The organism is Tissierella sp. (genome assembly GCF_032104385.1).
In the GTDB taxonomy this organism is placed as follows: Bacteria; Bacillota; Clostridia; order Tissierellales; family Tissierellaceae; genus Tissierella.
In genome coordinates this window covers 113,732-130,736 of the sequence record NZ_DAMCHJ010000006.1, presented here as the reverse complement: position 1 = coordinate 130,736, position 17,005 = coordinate 113,732, and the positions used below count along the sequence as shown (strand labels likewise).

Annotated in this window: 20 protein-coding genes and 1 other annotated feature; of the genes, 5 read left to right on the top strand and 15 right to left on the bottom strand. The window is 29.9% G+C overall.

The genetic code is table 11. The features are described 5' to 3' along the window. The 8 genes from RT714_RS08110 to RT714_RS08075 form a co-directional block, all read right to left on the bottom strand. Positions 1 to 1,237 (bottom strand): phage tail tape measure protein (locus RT714_RS08110; protein ID WP_313757074.1); only part of this gene is annotated, 1,237 nt, incomplete at its 3' end. An 8-nt stretch (positions 1,238 to 1,245) separates the two neighbouring features. Continuing rightward, positions 1,246 to 1,389, bottom strand: coding sequence for a hypothetical protein (locus RT714_RS08105; RefSeq protein WP_313757073.1), 144 nt, complete (start codon positions 1,387 to 1,389; stop codon positions 1,246 to 1,248). Positions 1,390 to 1,412: 23 nt separating this feature from the next. Beyond that, positions 1,413 to 1,793, bottom strand: coding sequence for a hypothetical protein (locus RT714_RS08100; protein WP_313757072.1), 381 nt, complete (start codon positions 1,791 to 1,793; stop codon positions 1,413 to 1,415). Between the two features lie 80 nt (positions 1,794 to 1,873). After that, complete coding sequence (locus tag RT714_RS08095; protein ID WP_313757071.1) at positions 1,874 to 2,302, bottom strand: phage tail tube protein; 429 nt, start codon at positions 2,300 to 2,302, stop codon at positions 1,874 to 1,876. A 23-nt stretch (positions 2,303 to 2,325) separates the two neighbouring features. Further along, complete coding sequence (locus RT714_RS08090) at positions 2,326 to 3,405, bottom strand: phage tail sheath C-terminal domain-containing protein (protein ID WP_313757070.1); 1,080 nt, start codon at positions 3,403 to 3,405, stop codon at positions 2,326 to 2,328. Positions 3,406 to 3,420: 15 nt separating this feature from the next. Beyond that, positions 3,421 to 3,855, bottom strand: coding sequence for a DUF6838 family protein (locus RT714_RS08085; RefSeq protein ID WP_313757069.1), 435 nt, complete (start codon positions 3,853 to 3,855; stop codon positions 3,421 to 3,423). Positions 3,856 to 4,328: 473 nt separating this feature from the next. Continuing rightward, positions 4,329 to 4,832 (bottom strand): sigma factor-like helix-turn-helix DNA-binding protein, encoded by a 504-nt coding sequence (locus RT714_RS08080; protein ID WP_313757068.1) that lies wholly within the window; start codon positions 4,830 to 4,832, stop codon positions 4,329 to 4,331. Between the two features lie 21 nt (positions 4,833 to 4,853). Next, positions 4,854 to 5,003 (bottom strand): hypothetical protein, encoded by a 150-nt coding sequence (locus RT714_RS08075; protein WP_313757067.1) that lies wholly within the window; start codon positions 5,001 to 5,003, stop codon positions 4,854 to 4,856. Positions 5,004 to 5,157: 154 nt separating this feature from the next. Here RT714_RS08075 and RT714_RS08070 point away from each other — a divergent pair, with 154 nt between their 5' ends. From RT714_RS08070 to RT714_RS08060, 4 genes are all read left to right on the top strand, one after another. Then, positions 5,158 to 5,526, top strand: coding sequence for a helix-turn-helix transcriptional regulator (locus RT714_RS08070; RefSeq protein ID WP_313757066.1), 369 nt, complete (start codon positions 5,158 to 5,160; stop codon positions 5,524 to 5,526). 373 nt (positions 5,527 to 5,899) lie between these two features. Beyond that, on the top strand, positions 5,900 to 6,100 hold the full coding sequence (locus tag RT714_RS08065; RefSeq protein WP_313757065.1) for a helix-turn-helix transcriptional regulator: 201 nt from the start codon (positions 5,900 to 5,902) through the stop codon (positions 6,098 to 6,100). 41 nt (positions 6,101 to 6,141) lie between these two features. Further along, a complete protein-coding gene (locus RT714_RS15925) occupies positions 6,142 to 6,273 on the top strand; it encodes an Arm DNA-binding domain-containing protein (protein ID WP_399326389.1) in 132 nt (43 codons plus the stop codon). A gap of 467 nt (positions 6,274 to 6,740) precedes the next feature. Then, a complete protein-coding gene (locus RT714_RS08060; RefSeq protein WP_313757064.1) occupies positions 6,741 to 7,289 on the top strand; it encodes a DUF4364 family protein in 549 nt (182 codons plus the stop codon). Here RT714_RS08060 and RT714_RS08055 read toward each other — a convergent pair. The 4 genes from RT714_RS08055 to pgsA form a co-directional block, all read right to left on the bottom strand. Beyond that, positions 7,281 to 8,201, bottom strand: a complete 921-nt coding sequence (locus tag RT714_RS08055; RefSeq protein ID WP_313757063.1) for a hypothetical protein — start codon at positions 8,199 to 8,201, stop codon at positions 7,281 to 7,283. The two genes, RT714_RS08060 and RT714_RS08055, sit on opposite strands and share 9 nt — an antisense overlap. A gap of 77 nt (positions 8,202 to 8,278) precedes the next feature. Next, positions 8,279 to 9,571, bottom strand: coding sequence for a folylpolyglutamate synthase/dihydrofolate synthase family protein (locus RT714_RS08050; RefSeq protein WP_313757062.1), 1,293 nt, complete (start codon positions 9,569 to 9,571; stop codon positions 8,279 to 8,281). Positions 9,572 to 9,584: 13 nt separating this feature from the next. Beyond that, positions 9,585 to 12,236 (bottom strand): valine--tRNA ligase, encoded by a 2,652-nt coding sequence (locus tag RT714_RS08045; RefSeq protein ID WP_313757061.1) that lies wholly within the window; start codon positions 12,234 to 12,236, stop codon positions 9,585 to 9,587. 92 nt (positions 12,237 to 12,328) lie between these two features. Further along, positions 12,329 to 12,544: a binding site (T-box leader), on the bottom strand. Between the two features lie 32 nt (positions 12,545 to 12,576). Then, positions 12,577 to 13,125, bottom strand: a complete 549-nt coding sequence (gene pgsA / locus RT714_RS08040) for a CDP-diacylglycerol--glycerol-3-phosphate 3-phosphatidyltransferase (protein WP_313757060.1) — start codon at positions 13,123 to 13,125, stop codon at positions 12,577 to 12,579. Positions 13,126 to 13,229: 104 nt separating this feature from the next. On the opposite strand from pgsA, the gene RT714_RS08035 reads away from it, so the two are divergent. Next, positions 13,230 to 14,225, top strand: coding sequence for an ABC transporter substrate-binding protein (locus tag RT714_RS08035; RefSeq protein ID WP_313757059.1), 996 nt, complete (start codon positions 13,230 to 13,232; stop codon positions 14,223 to 14,225). 31 nt (positions 14,226 to 14,256) lie between these two features. Here RT714_RS08035 and RT714_RS08030 read toward each other — a convergent pair whose 3' ends face one another. The 3 genes from RT714_RS08030 to RT714_RS08020 form a co-directional block, all read right to left on the bottom strand. Next, a complete protein-coding gene (locus RT714_RS08030; protein ID WP_313757058.1) occupies positions 14,257 to 15,561 on the bottom strand; it encodes a Na+/H+ antiporter family protein in 1,305 nt (434 codons plus the stop codon). A gap of 106 nt (positions 15,562 to 15,667) precedes the next feature. Then, entirely contained in the window at positions 15,668 to 16,171 is a 504-nt protein-coding gene (locus RT714_RS08025; RefSeq protein WP_313757057.1) for a gamma carbonic anhydrase family protein, read from the bottom strand. Between the two features lie 54 nt (positions 16,172 to 16,225). Beyond that, positions 16,226 to 16,807, bottom strand: coding sequence for an HDIG domain-containing metalloprotein (locus tag RT714_RS08020; protein WP_313757056.1), 582 nt, complete (start codon positions 16,805 to 16,807; stop codon positions 16,226 to 16,228). Positions 16,808 to 17,005 lie beyond the last annotated feature (198 nt).

Sequence of the window (17,005 nt, the reverse complement as noted above, 5' to 3'; positions counted from 1 at the left end):
TTGTTATAGATTTCTCATTTTCCTTCACAAAATCTATTACACTTTTTACAAAGTCAACCATTTTTGTAATACCTTCACCTATAGATTGAATCCAACCTTGGATTTTTTCTTCATTATTAGTAACCCATGTTTCCATTTTATAAACATACTCTCCAATTAGATCGGATTGAGTACTCATAATGGATGTGAATATGTTTTTAAAAGTATTTTTTAGTTTATTCAATTTAGATCCTATAGTATTAGTTATAGCTTCAAATGCTTCATCTGTCATGCCTGCACTATCTGTCACTTCATCAAGTATATTCTTGAAATCTGCAAACCCTCCTCCACTTGTTAAAGAAATGGCAGCATTTAGTCCATCTACATCATCAAATAACTTGCCCATTATTTCAGTATTACCTTTAGTTTTTAACTTCACTTCCTCCAACCATTCTGTAAAACCTTTAGATTTAATAGCACTTTCACTAAAATCTATACCTAGTTTTTGAGCAATATCGCTGGCTTGTCTAGATGGTTTAAGAACATTACTCATAATACCTTCTAAGCCTGCCATAGCTTCTGATGTAGATTTCCCATTCTTTGTAAGAGATCCAACTGCTCCCAAGACTTCGTCCAAGCTTACTCCCACTGATTTTGCTATCGGTGTCACAGATCCTAGTGAATTAACTAATTCGCCAACACTTGTAACTCCAAGATTTTGAGTAGCCAATAATTTATCAGATATTTCTTGCATAGCTTTAGTCCCAGTTAGTCCATATACGTCCATAGTAGAGGTCATAACTTTCAATGCACTGTTAGAGTCTGTAAATCCTGCTTTTGCTAATTTAGCAGCTTGTACTGCTGCATCCATAGATTCACTAGCCTTAACACCAGATAATATAGCAGAATATTGGGCATCTGCTAATTCATTAACCGCTACGCCTGTTTTAGTAGAATTTTGAAGTAAATCTTTTTGTATATCCTTTAAATCGAGGACCTCACCTGCAACAGACTTAACCTTTGCACTAGCTTCATCAAGTTCCTTCATACCTTTAAATCCAATATCAAATAGAGCTGTTTTAGCCATAACTACACCAGCTTTAGCAGTTTTCTTAATTACCTTGTCCATTGCTTTTATACTATTATCTTTCCATTTCTCTATTTGCTTTTGTGATTTCTCCATTTCTTCAGTTACTTGACCTATATTTTTAGATACTTTCACTAAAGGTTGAGATATTATATCTTTAAATTTCGCCATTTTTTCACCTACTTCCCAAATAAGGCTTTATATTTTTCGCCTTCCATCTCAAGAGCATATTCCATAGCCTCTTTATAAAAAATCTTTTCTAATCTAGAAAGAGTTAACAAAGAATTCAATGTATGCCCTTTAACTAAATAATAAGCATACATCTGAAACTCTCCATTAACCCTTATTAGTTTTTTATTTCATCCTCTATTTTATCTATACCATAAAAGGAATTTATAATCTCTATAATCTCTTTTAATTCATTTAATTGATCCTCTAATACAGCTGAAGGTAAATCCGTAGGTGCTGATACATCATATATCTCCATAGCTTCTTTAGTATTCTCTTTAAACATTGGGCAACATTCATATATTAATTTATTCATACCTTCTAAACTATTGCCTTCTTCTAATTCTTCTATTAAGTTGAGATATTGTCGCAATGGTATTTTTCTAATTTCTATTTTCATGCCTAATGTTTCGCTTTCATAATATTTAATTTTTAATTTGTCCATTTCACCTTGTTTTCTTTTTTCTATTATATCTGCTAATGTAGCATTTTTATTCATAAATCCCTCATCCTTTCATTTTAAAAATAATCAACGCCCTAGATTGTATTCTAAGGCGTTTAATTTTTGCAAAGTGTTTATTATTGCAGTATTTCTACATCACTTGCTTTAAATGGCATTTCTATTTCTCCAACAGCTCTTTCCTCCCAAGACTGTAAGGTGACTTCATCAAAGGTTAGCCCTGTAATCTTTATACGCTGTGTTTTTCCTGTTGCCCTATTATATGCTTTACTCACAATTGATACGTCTGGAACTCTTCCTGCTGCATATTCTTCAAATAATAAGTCTATTGCTTTATTATAGTTTTTATCTGATTTTCTATAGGTGAAGCTTCCTTCATAGCTATAACCCATTAAGACTCTATCCGTAGATAGTCCGTTAGGTACATCTTCCCATTCCATTAGCATTTTTAATTCAAATGATTTAACTTTGTCCCAATCGGTATCATTGACCCATAAATCCCCATTAGACCCATTCCAATATTGATTACTTCTATTGTTTGCGCTCATACTTTACCATCCTTTCTATATTTCTACATTTCTATTTCAAATTTAAAATCTTCCATAGCATTTAATATTTTTATGTTTCCTGTTAGATAAACATTTGTGCCAACTGTCATTTCCATAACTTTATTATCATCCCAAGCCTTTACTTCTTCGCCGTATTTAGGTATATTATTTAACCTTTGCTGTTCTATATCAACCATAGCCTTATTATTAAAATTAGGATCTAATAACAAATCATTGGCTAATGCTTTAAAATATGAATTAATAGCTCCAATTAAAAGCATTTGATTATCTAATGAATTCTTGTATTTACCCTTATAGCTGTTTTTCCAAGTAGTATATATATCTGTATAGATTAAATCCATAACCTCTATAATTAGGATGAATTTCATATCATCAGTAATACCTTGTCCAGTTGTAACTAATGAGTTAATCCCTCTAGCAACTCTAACCTCTCCCTCATCATTATAAAGAACAAATTCACCTTTATTTATTGCTTCTTCTAGATCATCATGTTCTTTTATCATATCTAACTTTTGTAAAGGTTTTGCAATAGTAGACATATCTAAGCTTAAGCCTGCAAGATAACCTAATAAATATGGTACATATTTGCTTGCATCCTCATTAGTTAGATTGATAACATGCATGTCGTCACTAGCATTAGCCTTATAAACTAAAGCTTTGTACCTTTTTTTGTCATTCTTTACACTATCTTTTACAAAACTAATTAAATCATCTGTTTCCTGTTGAGTTGCATCTGCTATACCTACCCAACAATTCATTTCAATTTTGCCTTTAATTACTTTTAATAAGTCTGCTAGTCCACTTTCACCTTCTGTTGTAGGTATATCCATTCTCGCAACTAAGACTTTTTTAGGTGTTCCTTCTAGTACATCTTTAATATACTGTATATTTTCTACTGTATATTTTTTTTGTTCTTTTGAGTCCAAATCTGCAGTGCTCTTATATTCTGCAAATGTAAATGTTTTATCTGTGCTATCTTTGATTATTAGTACTGCTGTCCTTCCCCCTTCTAAGCGTTGTATCGCGCTAGCACCAAGTGATTTAAAAATAATATCAATTTTAGGCATACCAATATCTGCCATAACTCATCATCCTTTCTAATTTAATTTATTATTAATTTCTAATTCTTTCATATATGGTCTATCATCAATTCTATTGTAGGCTTCACTTATTCTTATATCAAAATAACACTGTAGTACCTTATCAGTTATACTAAAATTTAATTCATCTACTTCTATCTCCATGTATTCATTTACTTTAATTAAATTATCTTCTAAAAATATTTTGTTCAATTTATCCTGCATATCAAATAATTCAATTTCATTGTTATCTATTGTAGATGAGAAGTAATGTATTTTTACAGTAATTGTTCTATCTAAAGTTTCTCTCATAAAATCAGTGGATTTCATCTTATCAAATGACATGAAAAATGAAGGTCTATTTACACCTTCATTATTACTTAACACCTTTATACTTGTATGTTTCTCCAATTTTTCTACTATAGCTTTAGCTATTTCTCTATATTTGATCATCCTATCACCTCCTATCTTCATATAACAATTCATCTACAAAACACTGTATATCCTTATAGTCTTTCTCTTCTCATATTTAATCACCCCTTTCAAAACAATATTCTTTAATAGAATCATATTTTTATAATTTTTATTTATAATTCTATAACTATTATTTAATAGATAGACATGGTTAACTAATTTTTTTACATAAACGTTAACTGCTCAAGACATAAATTTCTATAATTTTAGGCAATAAAAAAGCAGCTATAACTATTAAATCTAAGCCACTAATAATCAAAATACCTATTTATAAAACTATAAGTTCTTTCTTATATCTCTATTTTCTTGAATTATAAATAATAAAGGCTACTTTGAACAGCAGCCTTTTGTAAGTAATTTATCTTACCAATTAAGTAAGTTCCTATTTGATACTTTTCTTACACTATCATTATACTATACTTTTACTTGATGTTTTGCCTGTTTTCTGCTCATTATTTGCTCATTATTTCACTTAAATTATTTATTAACTCTATCCGCTTTCTCTGTACTGTAGATCTACTCATATTAATTATATATGATATTCTATTGTCACTTAGCTTTTCCGAATATCTTAGCTTTAGTATTTGTGCCTCTTCTTCTGTTAGTTCTTCTAGCATTGTATCTATATTATCTATCTTTTTCTGTAAATTAGTAATTTTACTTTTTGTCTTATATTTATCTCTTATGTTATCTTCTATTTCTTTAAGTATATTATCTACAGCTCTTTCTAGTTCTATTTCTATATTAGAAACTATATTTCCTTGTACTATATCTCTTGAATAGTCTATAGCCTTTATAGTATCTTCTAAATCTATGTTACATTCTTTTATGTCCTTTGTTAATCTCTCTATTCTATTTTCTATTCTAATAAGTCTGCTTTTCAAACCATCTATTCTTTTTTTTGTTTTATAATAACTATATAGCATTTTTTCTACTCCGTTATACATATTACTCATTATCTTTTCCCCCTCTGCTTATTATTTCATCTCCTTTTTTATATCTGCTACTAACAACATGCCTTTTAAAGAAGCCAGTATTATATCTTTATCTTTTTCGTTTATAGATTCAAGCTTTTTCATAAAATCCTTGACCTGACTATTTAAGTCATTCTTTTCTTTTACTGTCATATTTACAACCTCCTCAGTTCCTTTTGATTACATTATAAGTTGCTTTGATGACATCGTCAAGTATTTTTTGTAACTTTATAAAAATAATTTGTTTGCAATGCAAACAAACATATGATATATTATCATATATAAGGTAATAGGAGGAATAAAAATAATGAAATCAGAAATTAATAATAGGTTAAAAAAACTAAGGGAATTTTTAGAATTAACACAAGAAGAGTTTGGAGAAAGAATAAATATTAAATCTAGGGCTCATATCTCCGCTTTAGAAAAAGGGACTAGAAATATAACTGATAGAATAGTAAATGATATCTGTAGAGAGTTTGGGGTCAATGAAGAATGGTTACGATTTGGAATAGGTGAAATGAGAAGCAACGAAACTTCTTTTATCGAAGCTATCGTTGAAAGTCTAGGAAACATTAACCCTAAAGATAAAGCAATAATACTATCATACTTGAAGCTTGATGAAAAATATAAAGAAGCATTTAGAATTTTATTTGATGAACTTATTAAAAAACAATAAAAATTGATAAAATAAAATGACCTTAATGGTCATTTATCTTTATTATATTTTTCTTTTTAAAGCTCTAGCAAAATCCAGTAGCCGTAATAAATTGAGAACATCTAGTTGTTCAATTATTATTGTCAATTCTATTATAATTCCATCTTTCTTTTTCATATGTATCCCCCTTTTTTTCGCACAAACTAACGTCTCGAACTGGCGTTCTACAAACATTATACAAAAATTTACATAAAAAAGCAATTAAGAAAATATTTTCTTTAATATAATTGTATCAGAAAAAATATAACTAGTAGTTATACTATCGACAAACCATGTATTTCTAGTAGAAATTTTCGCCAATGTTCGACATAATAAAGTCGGAAGTGATACGAAAGTGAAAACGTTAAGAATTAATAGGAGATTAACTCAAAAACAGTTAGGAGATAGAATAGGGGTTACCCAAGTTTATATAAGTAAAATAGAAAGAGGTGATATAGGAGGTTTGACGATAACTAAACTAATTAAACTTGCCGATGCTTTACAAATAACCCCTAATGAATTATTAGATAAGTTATTGAATAACGAAGGAGGATGAGCAAGGATTATAATATCACCTATAGATAAAAGAATAAAGGTATACAATTTATCATTTCTTATAAAGATAATACGGGAAAATGGAAACAAAAATCTAAACAAGATTTTAAAAAGAAATCTAATATTAAAAAAGTTGTATATATGTTCCTAAACATAGATCAAAAAAGTATATAAAATTCCAAACCCTATTGATACATATTGCTATACAATAATATACTTTTAAAATGTAGGATGTACCACTTTCACAAATCACTTACTTTCATATAAAATATTGTATTGGTAAGACGGTTGTATCTGAAGGATCAACTTCAACCATAAACACTCGTATCAAAAAATGCATATGAGAATTCTATACATGATACGAGGCATAATTATCCAGCTTTATTAATTGCTAATGGAGTAGATTTCAAAACCATAGCTAAACTATTAGGTAATACTGTAAAAATTGTAATGAAAATTTACTCTCATGTTACTGATAATATCATGGATAATGCTATTAAAAATATAAATTCTATTTTTAAGTAATATTTTTGACGAAACAAAACGAACTGTTGCAAATACATGGGTTGTAGAAGTATTTACCTTCTCTTTTTATTATGATATAATATATTGATATAGCTCATAAAAAGAGGTGTTAAATAATGTTTATTGAAAATACCGAAGAATTAGCACAAAATAAATTACTTTTATTATATATAATAAAAGTATCTCCTGCTTCATTTACTAATAGTGAAATAATTGAATTTGTATTAGAAAAAAACTATATGAATTTCTTTTTAGTACAACAATATTTAATTGAATTAGTTGAATCAAAATTTATAGAAATAATAGATAATAACTCAAAGGAAGTATATAATATATTAGAAAAGGGTGAAATAGCTCTATCTTATTTTGAGGATAGAATCTCAAGTAAAATTAAAGAGGAATTAAATAAAGAATTTAATAAAATTGAAAAGAAAAATAAAATTGAAACCCAAGTCATCACAGATTATTTTGAAAAAGCAAATAATCAATATGTGGTAAATTTAAAATTAATAGAAAATGAAGAAACACTATTTAGTCTATATTTAGATGTTCCAACAAAAAAACAAGTGGAATTAATCTGTTCTAAATGGAAAGAAACTCCAGACTTTATATATAAAAATATAATTAATATACTTATAGATGAAAAAACAACTCCATTAGAGTAGGAGAATACCATTTGGTTCTTTTCCTACTCTAATATTATCTATTATTTGGTTATTTGATTTGTCTAGTATAGTTAAGTTATTATTTAATATATTAGCAATATAAAGCTTTGTTTTTTTATCCCATTTAATATTATTTGGCATACCTCCTAAATAAATTTTAGAAATACTTACTTCTTTACCTATAAAAATCCTATAAATATATCCATCTTCCATATTGGAGAGATAAAATAATTCTTCCCCTTGTATTTTGACAAAATCACCAAAGATTCCTTTTAAATCTATACTCATTATAGTTCTATAGTCTTCAGCCTTCAATTCTGATAAATTGCTATAGTTACTGATTCCATTATTTATATAGGACAAGACAAATAGTCTTTTATCTTCTATAACCATTTTTACTGGTTGATTACTTAAAATTATAGAAGATATCTTTTCTGTATCTAAATTTAATACATTTATTGTATAACAATTACCATTTAAAATAAAAATTCTTAAACCTTCTTCATCTATTTGAATATCAGTAGGTTTTTCTCCTACTGATATATTTTCTATTAATGAAAATGTATTTTCATCAATAATAGATATGGAGTTAGAATCACTATTAGCAACATAAATTTTATTTCTAAATTTTTTTATACAGGTAGGATTTTTTCCTACTTTGAGAATGCCCAATAGCTTAATATTCTGTAAATCTATTTTCATAATAGAGTTATCATAAGAATTAGCAATATATATATGATCTTCTTCTCCCATATCAATATCATATGGCCCTAATCTATTACCTTCTTGAATCCAATTATCTCCTTTTTCTTCTATAAGCTTAGATAGAAAAATCGTTTTAGAAATAGACTTATCTATCATTGTCAAACTATCTTCACCAGTATTAGCTATTAATATTTTATGATAAGTCAATATATCACCCCCTGTATATAAGTAATTTATGCAGTAGATGATATATTGGTGAAGTTAAAAAAACTACTATGCCTAAGCTACAGTAGTTTTATTATACTCCTTACTTCTCCTATTAAATATAGTGACCCACCAAATACTATCATATCATCCTTCTCGGCTAACTCCAGAGTTTTTTCTATGGCCTTTTTTATATCCTTCTCTATCAAAATATTTTTATTATATTTTGATATTTCTTCTGCTAGTTCCTCTGCATCTAACTTTCTAGGCATATTGACTTCTGTGACTACAATTTCATCCGCCATAGGAGCTAATAATTCAACCATATGAGAGGAGTCTTTATCCTTTAATATTCCTACACCCAATATTAGACGTTTATATTTAAATAGACTAATAGCTTTCTTTAATTGAGCAATGCCTTGCACATTATGAGCACCGTCTATCAAGAATATTGGGTTCCTTCTCATAACCTCAAGCCTACCAGGCCACTTAGTATTTATTAAACCTTCCCTTATCTGCTCTTCAGAAATATCTACTAAACCTTTTTCCTTTAAAATCAATAATGTTGTTAGAGCCAAGGTAGCATTATATATCTGATACTCACCTAGCATGGAAATCTTTATATCTTTCATATTTGTATTTTCATAATGAAAATCAAAACTAGCTCCCATGCCAGAGATATCTCTTATTTTAATATTTTCCATTGGACACAAATAAAATTCTGCTTTCATTTCATTTGACACTTCTTTTATAACTTGCAGCGCCTCTTCTACTTGAGGATAAGAAACCACTATTGAGTTCTCCTTTATTATCCCTGCCTTCTGATAAGCAATTTTATCTAAAGTATCACCTAAAACATCTATATGGTCATAATCTATAGTTGTAATAACCGAGGCTAATGGTGAAGAAATAATATTAGTAGAATCATATCTACCTCCTAGTCCAACTTCTAACACTACATAATCTACCTGTTCTTGTTTGAAATACATAAATCCTATTGCAGTAACTATTTCAAAAGTCGTAGGGTGTTCAAAGCCTTCTTCTACCATAATATCGGCTTTTTCCTTAATTAAGCCTGTTATGTTTCCAAGAATATCATCTGGTATATCTTGCCCGTTTATTTGTATACGTTCGTTAAATCTCTCTATATAAGGTGATGTAAATAATCCTACATTATATCCTCCTGACTCTAGCATATGAGCTAAATAAGAGGAGGTGGAACCCTTTCCATTTGTTCCACCTATATGAATATATTTTAATCCCTCTTGAGGATTTCCTAAAAGACTCAAAAGCTTACCTATTGAATCAAGTCCAAGTCTTGAGCCATATTTATTTTTGTCATTAATATATTCCAAAGCCTCTTGATACTTCATTTTGACCTCCGCCTTATCTATTGGATTTTATGCTTTCAAGTCTTTCAATTACTTTTTCAAGCATTTCTTCATATTTCTCTTGTTTTTCTTTTTCTTCAGCTACTACTTTTTCAGGAGCTTTTTTCACAAATCCCTCATTAGATAATTTCCCTACTACCCTCTTTATTTCACCTTCAAGTTTTTCTTTTTCCTTTTCTAATCTTTCTATTTCCTTCTCAAAATCAATTAAATCCTTTAAAGGTAAGAATACTTCACATCTATCTAGTACTAAGGAAATATTATCTTCTCCTATATTCACCTTAGTATCTACTATCTCTATTGCTTCAGCAGAGGCAAGATTTAGGAAATATCTTTGCCCATAGCTAATAATCTTCTTTATATTTTCGTCTTTTGTTACAAAGATTTGTTTAGATTTTCTAGAAGGTACAATATTCATTTCAGCTCTAGCATTTCTTATACCTTTTATGCCTGATTTAATAAATTCAATAGCCTCTTCTGACTCAAGGAAATTTAATTCATTTTTATATACTGGCCAAGAACTTAAAATCAGTGGCTTATCATTACCTGGTAGATGTTGCCAAATCTCTTCAGTGATAAATGGCATAAATGGATGAAGTAGCTTCAATATATCTTTTAAGACAGATAATAAAACCTTCTCTGCTGTTTCTTTACTAGATACATTTTCTCCATATAATCTTGATTTAACCATTTCAATATACCAGTCACAGTATTCATCCCAGATAAAGTCATATATCTTTTGTGCAGCCATACCTATTTCATATTTATCTAAGTTTTCTGTAGCTTCCTTTATTACAGTATTTAACTTAGATAAAATCCATTTATCCTCTTCTTCTAAATTATCTAAATTTAATTCTTCCTTAGCTATATCTTCTTCAAGATTCATAAGAACAAATCTAGTAGCATTCCATAGCTTATTAGCAAAATTTCTATTGGCTTCTACCCTCTCAATATAAAATCTCATATCATTTCCTGGGGAATTACCTGTAACTAAAGTAAATCTTAGGGCATCTGCACCATATTCATCTATTATTTCTAATGGGTCTATACCATTACCTAAAGATTTACTCATCTTTCTTCCTTGAGAATCACGAACAAGCCCTGTTAAGAATACATCTTTAAATGGAACTTCTCCCATCTGCTCAATACTTGAAAATACCATTCTAACTACCCAGAAAAATATAATATCATATCCTGTTATTAATACATCAGTAGGGAAGAAATACTCTAGGTCTTCTGTCCTCTCTGGCCATCCTAAAGTTGAGAAAGGCCATAACGCTGATGAGAACCAAGTATCTAAAGTATCAGTATCTTGATGTAGTTTTGTGCTACCACATTTATTACATTTCTCTGGCTGGGTTCTAGACACTATAATTTCTCCACAATCCTCGCAATAATATACTGGAAGTCTATGTCCCCACCATAATTGTCTAGAAATACACCAATCTCTAATACCTTCTAACCAATGAGTATAAATTTTTCCAAACCTTTCTGGTATAAAGTTTAATTCTCCTTTTTCATAGGCTTCTAATGCAGGTTTAGCCAATGGCTCCATCTTTACAAACCATTGCTTAGAAATCAAAGGTTCTACAATTGTTGAACATCTTTCACAATGTCCTACTGCATTTTGATGTTCTTTAATTTCTACAAGATATCCCTGTTCCTTTAAATCATCAACTATTTTCTTTCTAGCTTCATACCTTTCTAAACCTTCGTAGACTCCACCATTGGCACTAATAGTACCGTCTTCATTCATTATAATATACTGCCCAAGTCCATGTCTCTCTCCTACTTCAAAATCATTAGGATCATGGGATGGAGTAATCTTAACTGCTCCCGTACCAAATTCCATCTCTACATAATTATCTGCAATTATTGGTATCTCCTTATTCATCAATGGAAGAATCGCCATCTTACCTATTAAATTAGTATATCTTTCATCTTCAGGATTAACTGCTATAGCTAAATCTCCTAACATAGTTTCAGGTCTAGTAGTAGCTATTACTATATATTCAGTACTATCCTTAATTGGATATCTAATATACCAAATATTTCCTTGTGAATCCTCATGCTCTACCTCTGCATCTGATATTGCAGTTCTGCAGTTAGGACACCAGTTAATTATTCTATCTCCTCTATAGATTAAACCTTTCTCATATAATCTAATAAAAACTTCTTCTACTGCCTTACTAAGACCTTCATCTAATGTAAATCTGTCTCTTGACCAATCACATGAAACTCCTAGTTTTTTAAGTTGATTCTTGATTGTACTTCCATATTTGTGAGTCCACTCCCAAGCTTCTTCTAAAAATCCTTCACGACCTAATTCTTCTTTTGATTTTCCTTCTTTTTTTATCTTATCTACTACCTTAGCCTCAGTGGATATACTAGCATGGTCTGTACCAGGCAACCATAGAGCTGAATATCCTTCCATTCTCTTCCATCTAGTCAAAATATCTTGAATTGTGTTATTCAGTGCATGCCCCATATGAAGACTTCCCGTTACATTTGGCGGCGGCATCATTATAGTATATGGCTTTTTTGTTTTATCAGCATGAGCTACAAAATGACCATTATCATTCCAATATTTATAGAGTCTATCTTCAAAGTCTTTTGGATTATACGTCTTTGATAAGTTTTCTAACATTTTTATCTCCTCCTTCATTAAATGAAAAATTTTTAATTAAAGTCGCGGTTGTCATTGTGTTAGGTCATAAAAAACCCCTCCATCCTTATAACATAAAGGACGAAGGGTAATTCGCGGTACCACCTTAATTCCATGGATATTTCCATGGCTCTTAAATAAATATAAGGGTTTAACCCTTCAAGCTTACTTAGTTTCGGCCTGAATGCTCAAAAGCTACTTTCAGTAAATATTTAACTTAAGACCTCTCAGCCTAGGATCTTCTCTCTGTATAGTACTATTTACTTACTCCTCTTTATCAAAGCAAAGTAAATTTGTTTATTTTATTATATATATATAGTTTTTATTTGTCAACTATATCATCATTCATATTATTTCTCATCTTTGTATAAATTATAAAATAATTTATAAAAGCTATTATATTAAGAGTTACAGTTAGAAAAAATAAAGTTCTTGATATTATACTAGGTAATCTAAATACTATAGACAATGTAGCTGCATAAAAAGATAAAGTTGCAATTTTTCCATATCTGTTAGAAGGCAAAACTTGTTTGCCCTTAAATAAATATAATATAGTTCCTCCTAAAATCATCATTATTTCCTTTATTCCCAAAGCAATTAATATCCAGATTGGTATGATGCCTTTTGTTGTAAAACTAATCAAAATAGTAAATGTCATCAATTTATCTGCAATAGGATCTAATACTATGCCAAGTGTAGTACTCATATTATACTTTCTTGCAATATATCCATCTAATACATCAGAAATCCCCGCTAAAATAAATATTAATCCTGCAAATAAAATATTGTTTTCAATATTAGAATAAAAAAAGTATAAATACACTGGAATAAGCAATATTCTTAAAACTGTTAGCATATTTGGTATATTCATATTTCCCCACCTTTAACAACTGATTTGGAACATTTATTATATTTTAGAATATTATAACATTAATTAATGCTTTCGTACACACATATTATATAAGGAGGGATAAGATGTCAAGTTTTTTTAAAAGAATTTCTTTTATTTTAGTTCTTATAATAATCTTAGGATTAGTAGGATGTAAGAGTAAAACTGATTTAAAACCAATAAAATTAATTGAAGTTACTCACTCATTATTCTATACTCCACAATATATAGCAATAACACAGGGATTCTTTGAAGAAGAAGGTTTAAAAATCGAATTAATCAATGGTAAGGGAGCAGATAAATGTATGGCTGCTCTATTGAGCAAAGAAGCTGATATAGGATTTATGGGGCCAGAAGCATCAGTATATGTATATAATCAAGGAAGAGATGATTATGTAATTAATTTTGCTCAATTGACACAAAGGGATGGTTCTTTTTTAGTAGGTAGAAAGAAAGATGATAACTTTACATTTGAAAACTTAAAGGGTAAAACTGTAATCGGTGGTAGAAAAGGCGGAATGCCTGAAATGACTTTGGAATACGTAATCAAAAGTTATGGTCTAGAAATAGGTAAAGATGTTGTGATTAGAACAGATATACAATTTGATGTAATGGCAGGAGCTTTTGTTGGTGGTGAAGGTGATTATGTAACATTATTTGAACCTGTAGCCGCTACATTAGAAAAAGAAGGTAAGGGATATGTAGTAGCTTCCATAGGTAAAGAAGGTGGATATATTCCATATACTTGCTATTCCGCAACTAAAGAATATATCAAAAAAAATCCAGAAACTATTCAAAGCTTTACCAATGCTTTATATAAAGCCATGGTTTGGGTTCAAGAACATAGCAGTGAAGAGATTGCAGATGCTGTAATCCCACAATTCCCTGATACAGATAAAGAAGTGCTTATCACACTTATAGAAAGATATAGAGAGCAAGATTCTTGGAAACCAGACTTAATCATTACAGAAGATGGACTAAATCATATGATGGATATAATGGAGTTAGCAGGAGAGTTGGATAAGAAAGCCGATTATACTAAGATAGTAACTACTGAATTTGCTAAAAAGGCTATGAAATAAATTAAGGGGCTAACTGCCCCTCAACTTTATGTTAAAGTATCAATGCCGCTATTGTTCCAAATATCAATAATGCAATATTATAATGAATAAATGTAGGAACACAAGTATCCCATATATGATCGTGTTGACCATCTACATTAAGTCCTGCTGTAGGTCCTAATGTACTATCAGAAGCTGGAGAACCAGCATCTCCCAATGCACCAGCTGTACCTACTAAACAAATAGTTGCAGCAGGACTAAATCCTAATTTTATACATAATGGAACAAATATTGCCGCTATTATTGGAACTGTGCCAAACGAAGTACCTATTCCCATGGTAATAATTAGACCAATTAATAGCATTAAAAATCCTGCTATAATTTTACTTCCTCCCATTATATTTGCCGCTGCCTCTACTAAGGTTTCTACTCCGCCTGTTGCTCTAATAACTGCACCATATCCAGAAGCAACTAACATTACAAAGGCAATAAAACCCATTAATCCAATACCACCACTTAACATATCATCAAGTTCTCTCCATTTAAAAGTACCAAATACCATCATTATTGCTAGACCTGCTATTGCTCCTAATGGAAGTGATTTCGTGATAATTTGAATAGTAAAAGCTCCTACTGCTCCTAATAAAGCACCTATATGTTCTTTTGATATTTTTTCATCTTCATCATGCTCAATATCAGATTTAACTAGTTCCTTATCTTCATACTCTCTTGGCTTTCTATAGCTTATTAATACAGCTATTATTAAACCCATTATCATTCCAATACCAGGAAACAGCATTGATTTCCAGATCATATTAGTTTCTACAGACATTCCATTATCTATTAAGGCATCTCTAATTATATTATGAAATATAAGTCCAAATCCTGCTGGAATCATTACATATGGAGCTTTAAGTCCAAATGTCAATGCTGCTGCAACTGCCCTTCTATCAATTTTTAATTTGTTCATAACTGGAATTAGCGGCGGTATTAATATTGGAATAAAAGCTATATGGACTGGAATTAGATTTTGTGAAAAACAGGCTATTCCAGCTATTAAAAACACAAAAATTGCCTTTTTATTTTTAACTCCTTTGCCAATTTTTCGAGCTAATATATCTGCAACTCCAGTTTTCCCAATTGCTATTGCTAAAGCTCCAAGCAATATATAGGATAGTGCTGTTTCTGCATTTCCACCCATGCCTCCAATAAGAACTCCTATGGATTCCTTAAATGACATTCCTGCTAATAAACCACCTGTTAATGCAGATAAAATAAGTGCAATCAATACATTCATTTTTAGTAAACATAATACCGTCATAACTAATACTGATAATAACACTGGATTTGTTAACATAATATCCCCCCTATTTTTTAAATACTTAGGAACAATTAATCTGGTATATGTTATTCAACTTTGATAAACTGTAGAACTAAAAATGTGCTGAATATCTAATATTCATTTATATATGCTCATTTCTCCATAATTCTTCATACCTAATAGCATTATATCTTATAGTTTCTATTTCCTCCTTACTTACTTCCCTTTTAACTTTTCCAGGTGAGCCCATAACCATAGAATTCGGAGGTATGACTGTACCTTTTGTAATTAATGCTCCAGCTGCAATTATGCAATTATCTCCAATAACTGCTCCATTTAAAATTATTGAACCCATTCCTATTAAACAATTGTTTCCTACCTCACATCCATGAACCACTGCATTATGTCCTACAGTAGTATAATTTCCTATCTTACATGGTGAATTTGTATCAACGTGTATTGTTGCATTATCCTGTATATTAGTGTATTCTCCAATAGTTATATAGCTCATATCCCCACGGGCCACTGCACCATACCAGATACTACTTCCTTCGCCCATAGTTACATCCCCCAAAACATCTGATGTTTCTGAAATAAATGCTTTATCACTTATTTTAGTTTTCTTATTTTTCAAATCTCTTATCATATGCAGTCTCTCCTTCTTGTATATTCATATATGTCAATTATTACCCAATTTTTATTATAATTCCCCTTTTAAACCTATTTCTTCTGCTACCTTTCTCATAGCAAGAATGGTTTCCATAATTATATCATCTCTCTCCACACCTAGCATCTCTATACCTTTTTCTATAATACTTCTATCTACTCCTGCTGCAAATCCCTTATCCTTCCACTTTTTCTTTACTGATTTTGGTTCTAAATCCAATACAGATTTACTAGGTCTAAGAAGTGCTACAGCAGTAATAAGACCAGTTAATTCATCAATGGCATATAGTACTTTTTCCATTTTTTCTGTAGGTTGTACATCACAACATATTTCATAACCGTGACTTGCTACTGCTTTTATATAATCCTGTGGATAATCTTCTTCTTTAAGTATTTCTTGTACCTTTATACAATGCTCATCTGGATACATTTCATAATCCAAATCATGGATAAGACCTACTATAGTCCACTTTTCTACATCTGGTTCATTAAAAAGTTCAGCAAAATGTTTCATTGTAGCTTCAACGGCTAGTGCATGACGTAATAAACTATCGGACTTATTGTATTTCTTAAATAATAATAAAGCTTCTTCTCTCGTCGGTTTTTTATTTGTCATTAAATCACTCTCTTTCTTTATTGCTTTACTACATGATAAAGTAAGAAAATCGAGATGTCAAGTATTTTAATTATTAAAATTTATGTTCATGTATTGGTTTTAAATTTATTGTAATTAGAATATTAAATAAAAAATTGGTATTGACATAAAATGGCTTTGATAATACAATGTTTTTTATATTTATTTTCAGACTTTTTA

Excerpts from the sequence above, each read along its gene's own strand:
- RT714_RS08045 (WP_313757061.1), bottom strand. The coding sequence starts at position 12,236 with ATGTTAGAAAACTTATCAAAGACGTATAATCCAAAAGACTTTGAAGAT.
- RT714_RS08070 (WP_313757066.1), top strand. The coding sequence starts at position 5,158 with ATGAAATCAGAAATTAATAATAGGTTAAAAAAACTAAGGGAATTTTTA.
- RT714_RS08030 (WP_313757058.1), bottom strand. The coding sequence starts at position 15,561 with ATGTTAACAAATCCAGTGTTATTATCAGTATTAGTTATGACGGTATTA.
- RT714_RS08105 (WP_313757073.1), bottom strand. The coding sequence starts at position 1,389 with ATGTATGCTTATTATTTAGTTAAAGGGCATACATTGAATTCTTTGTTA.
- RT714_RS08095 (WP_313757071.1), bottom strand. The coding sequence starts at position 2,302 with ATGAGCGCAAACAATAGAAGTAATCAATATTGGAATGGGTCTAATGGG.
- RT714_RS08080 (WP_313757068.1), bottom strand. The coding sequence starts at position 4,832 with ATGAGTAATATGTATAACGGAGTAGAAAAAATGCTATATAGTTATTAT.
- RT714_RS08020 (WP_313757056.1), bottom strand. The coding sequence starts at position 16,807 with ATGACAAATAAAAAACCGACGAGAGAAGAAGCTTTATTATTATTTAAG.
- RT714_RS08035 (WP_313757059.1), top strand. The coding sequence starts at position 13,230 with ATGTCAAGTTTTTTTAAAAGAATTTCTTTTATTTTAGTTCTTATAATA.
- RT714_RS08075 (WP_313757067.1), bottom strand. The coding sequence starts at position 5,003 with ATGACAGTAAAAGAAAAGAATGACTTAAATAGTCAGGTCAAGGATTTT.
- RT714_RS08050 (WP_313757062.1), bottom strand. The coding sequence starts at position 9,571 with ATGAAGTATCAAGAGGCTTTGGAATATATTAATGACAAAAATAAATAT.
- RT714_RS08085 (WP_313757069.1), bottom strand. The coding sequence starts at position 3,855 with ATGATCAAATATAGAGAAATAGCTAAAGCTATAGTAGAAAAATTGGAG.
- RT714_RS08090 (WP_313757070.1), bottom strand. The coding sequence starts at position 3,405 with ATGGCAGATATTGGTATGCCTAAAATTGATATTATTTTTAAATCACTT.
- RT714_RS08060 (WP_313757064.1), top strand. The coding sequence starts at position 6,741 with ATGTTTATTGAAAATACCGAAGAATTAGCACAAAATAAATTACTTTTA.
- RT714_RS08100 (WP_313757072.1), bottom strand. The coding sequence starts at position 1,793 with ATGAATAAAAATGCTACATTAGCAGATATAATAGAAAAAAGAAAACAA.
- pgsA (WP_313757060.1), bottom strand. The coding sequence starts at position 13,125 with ATGAATATACCAAATATGCTAACAGTTTTAAGAATATTGCTTATTCCA.
- RT714_RS08025 (WP_313757057.1), bottom strand. The coding sequence starts at position 16,171 with ATGATAAGAGATTTGAAAAATAAGAAAACTAAAATAAGTGATAAAGCA.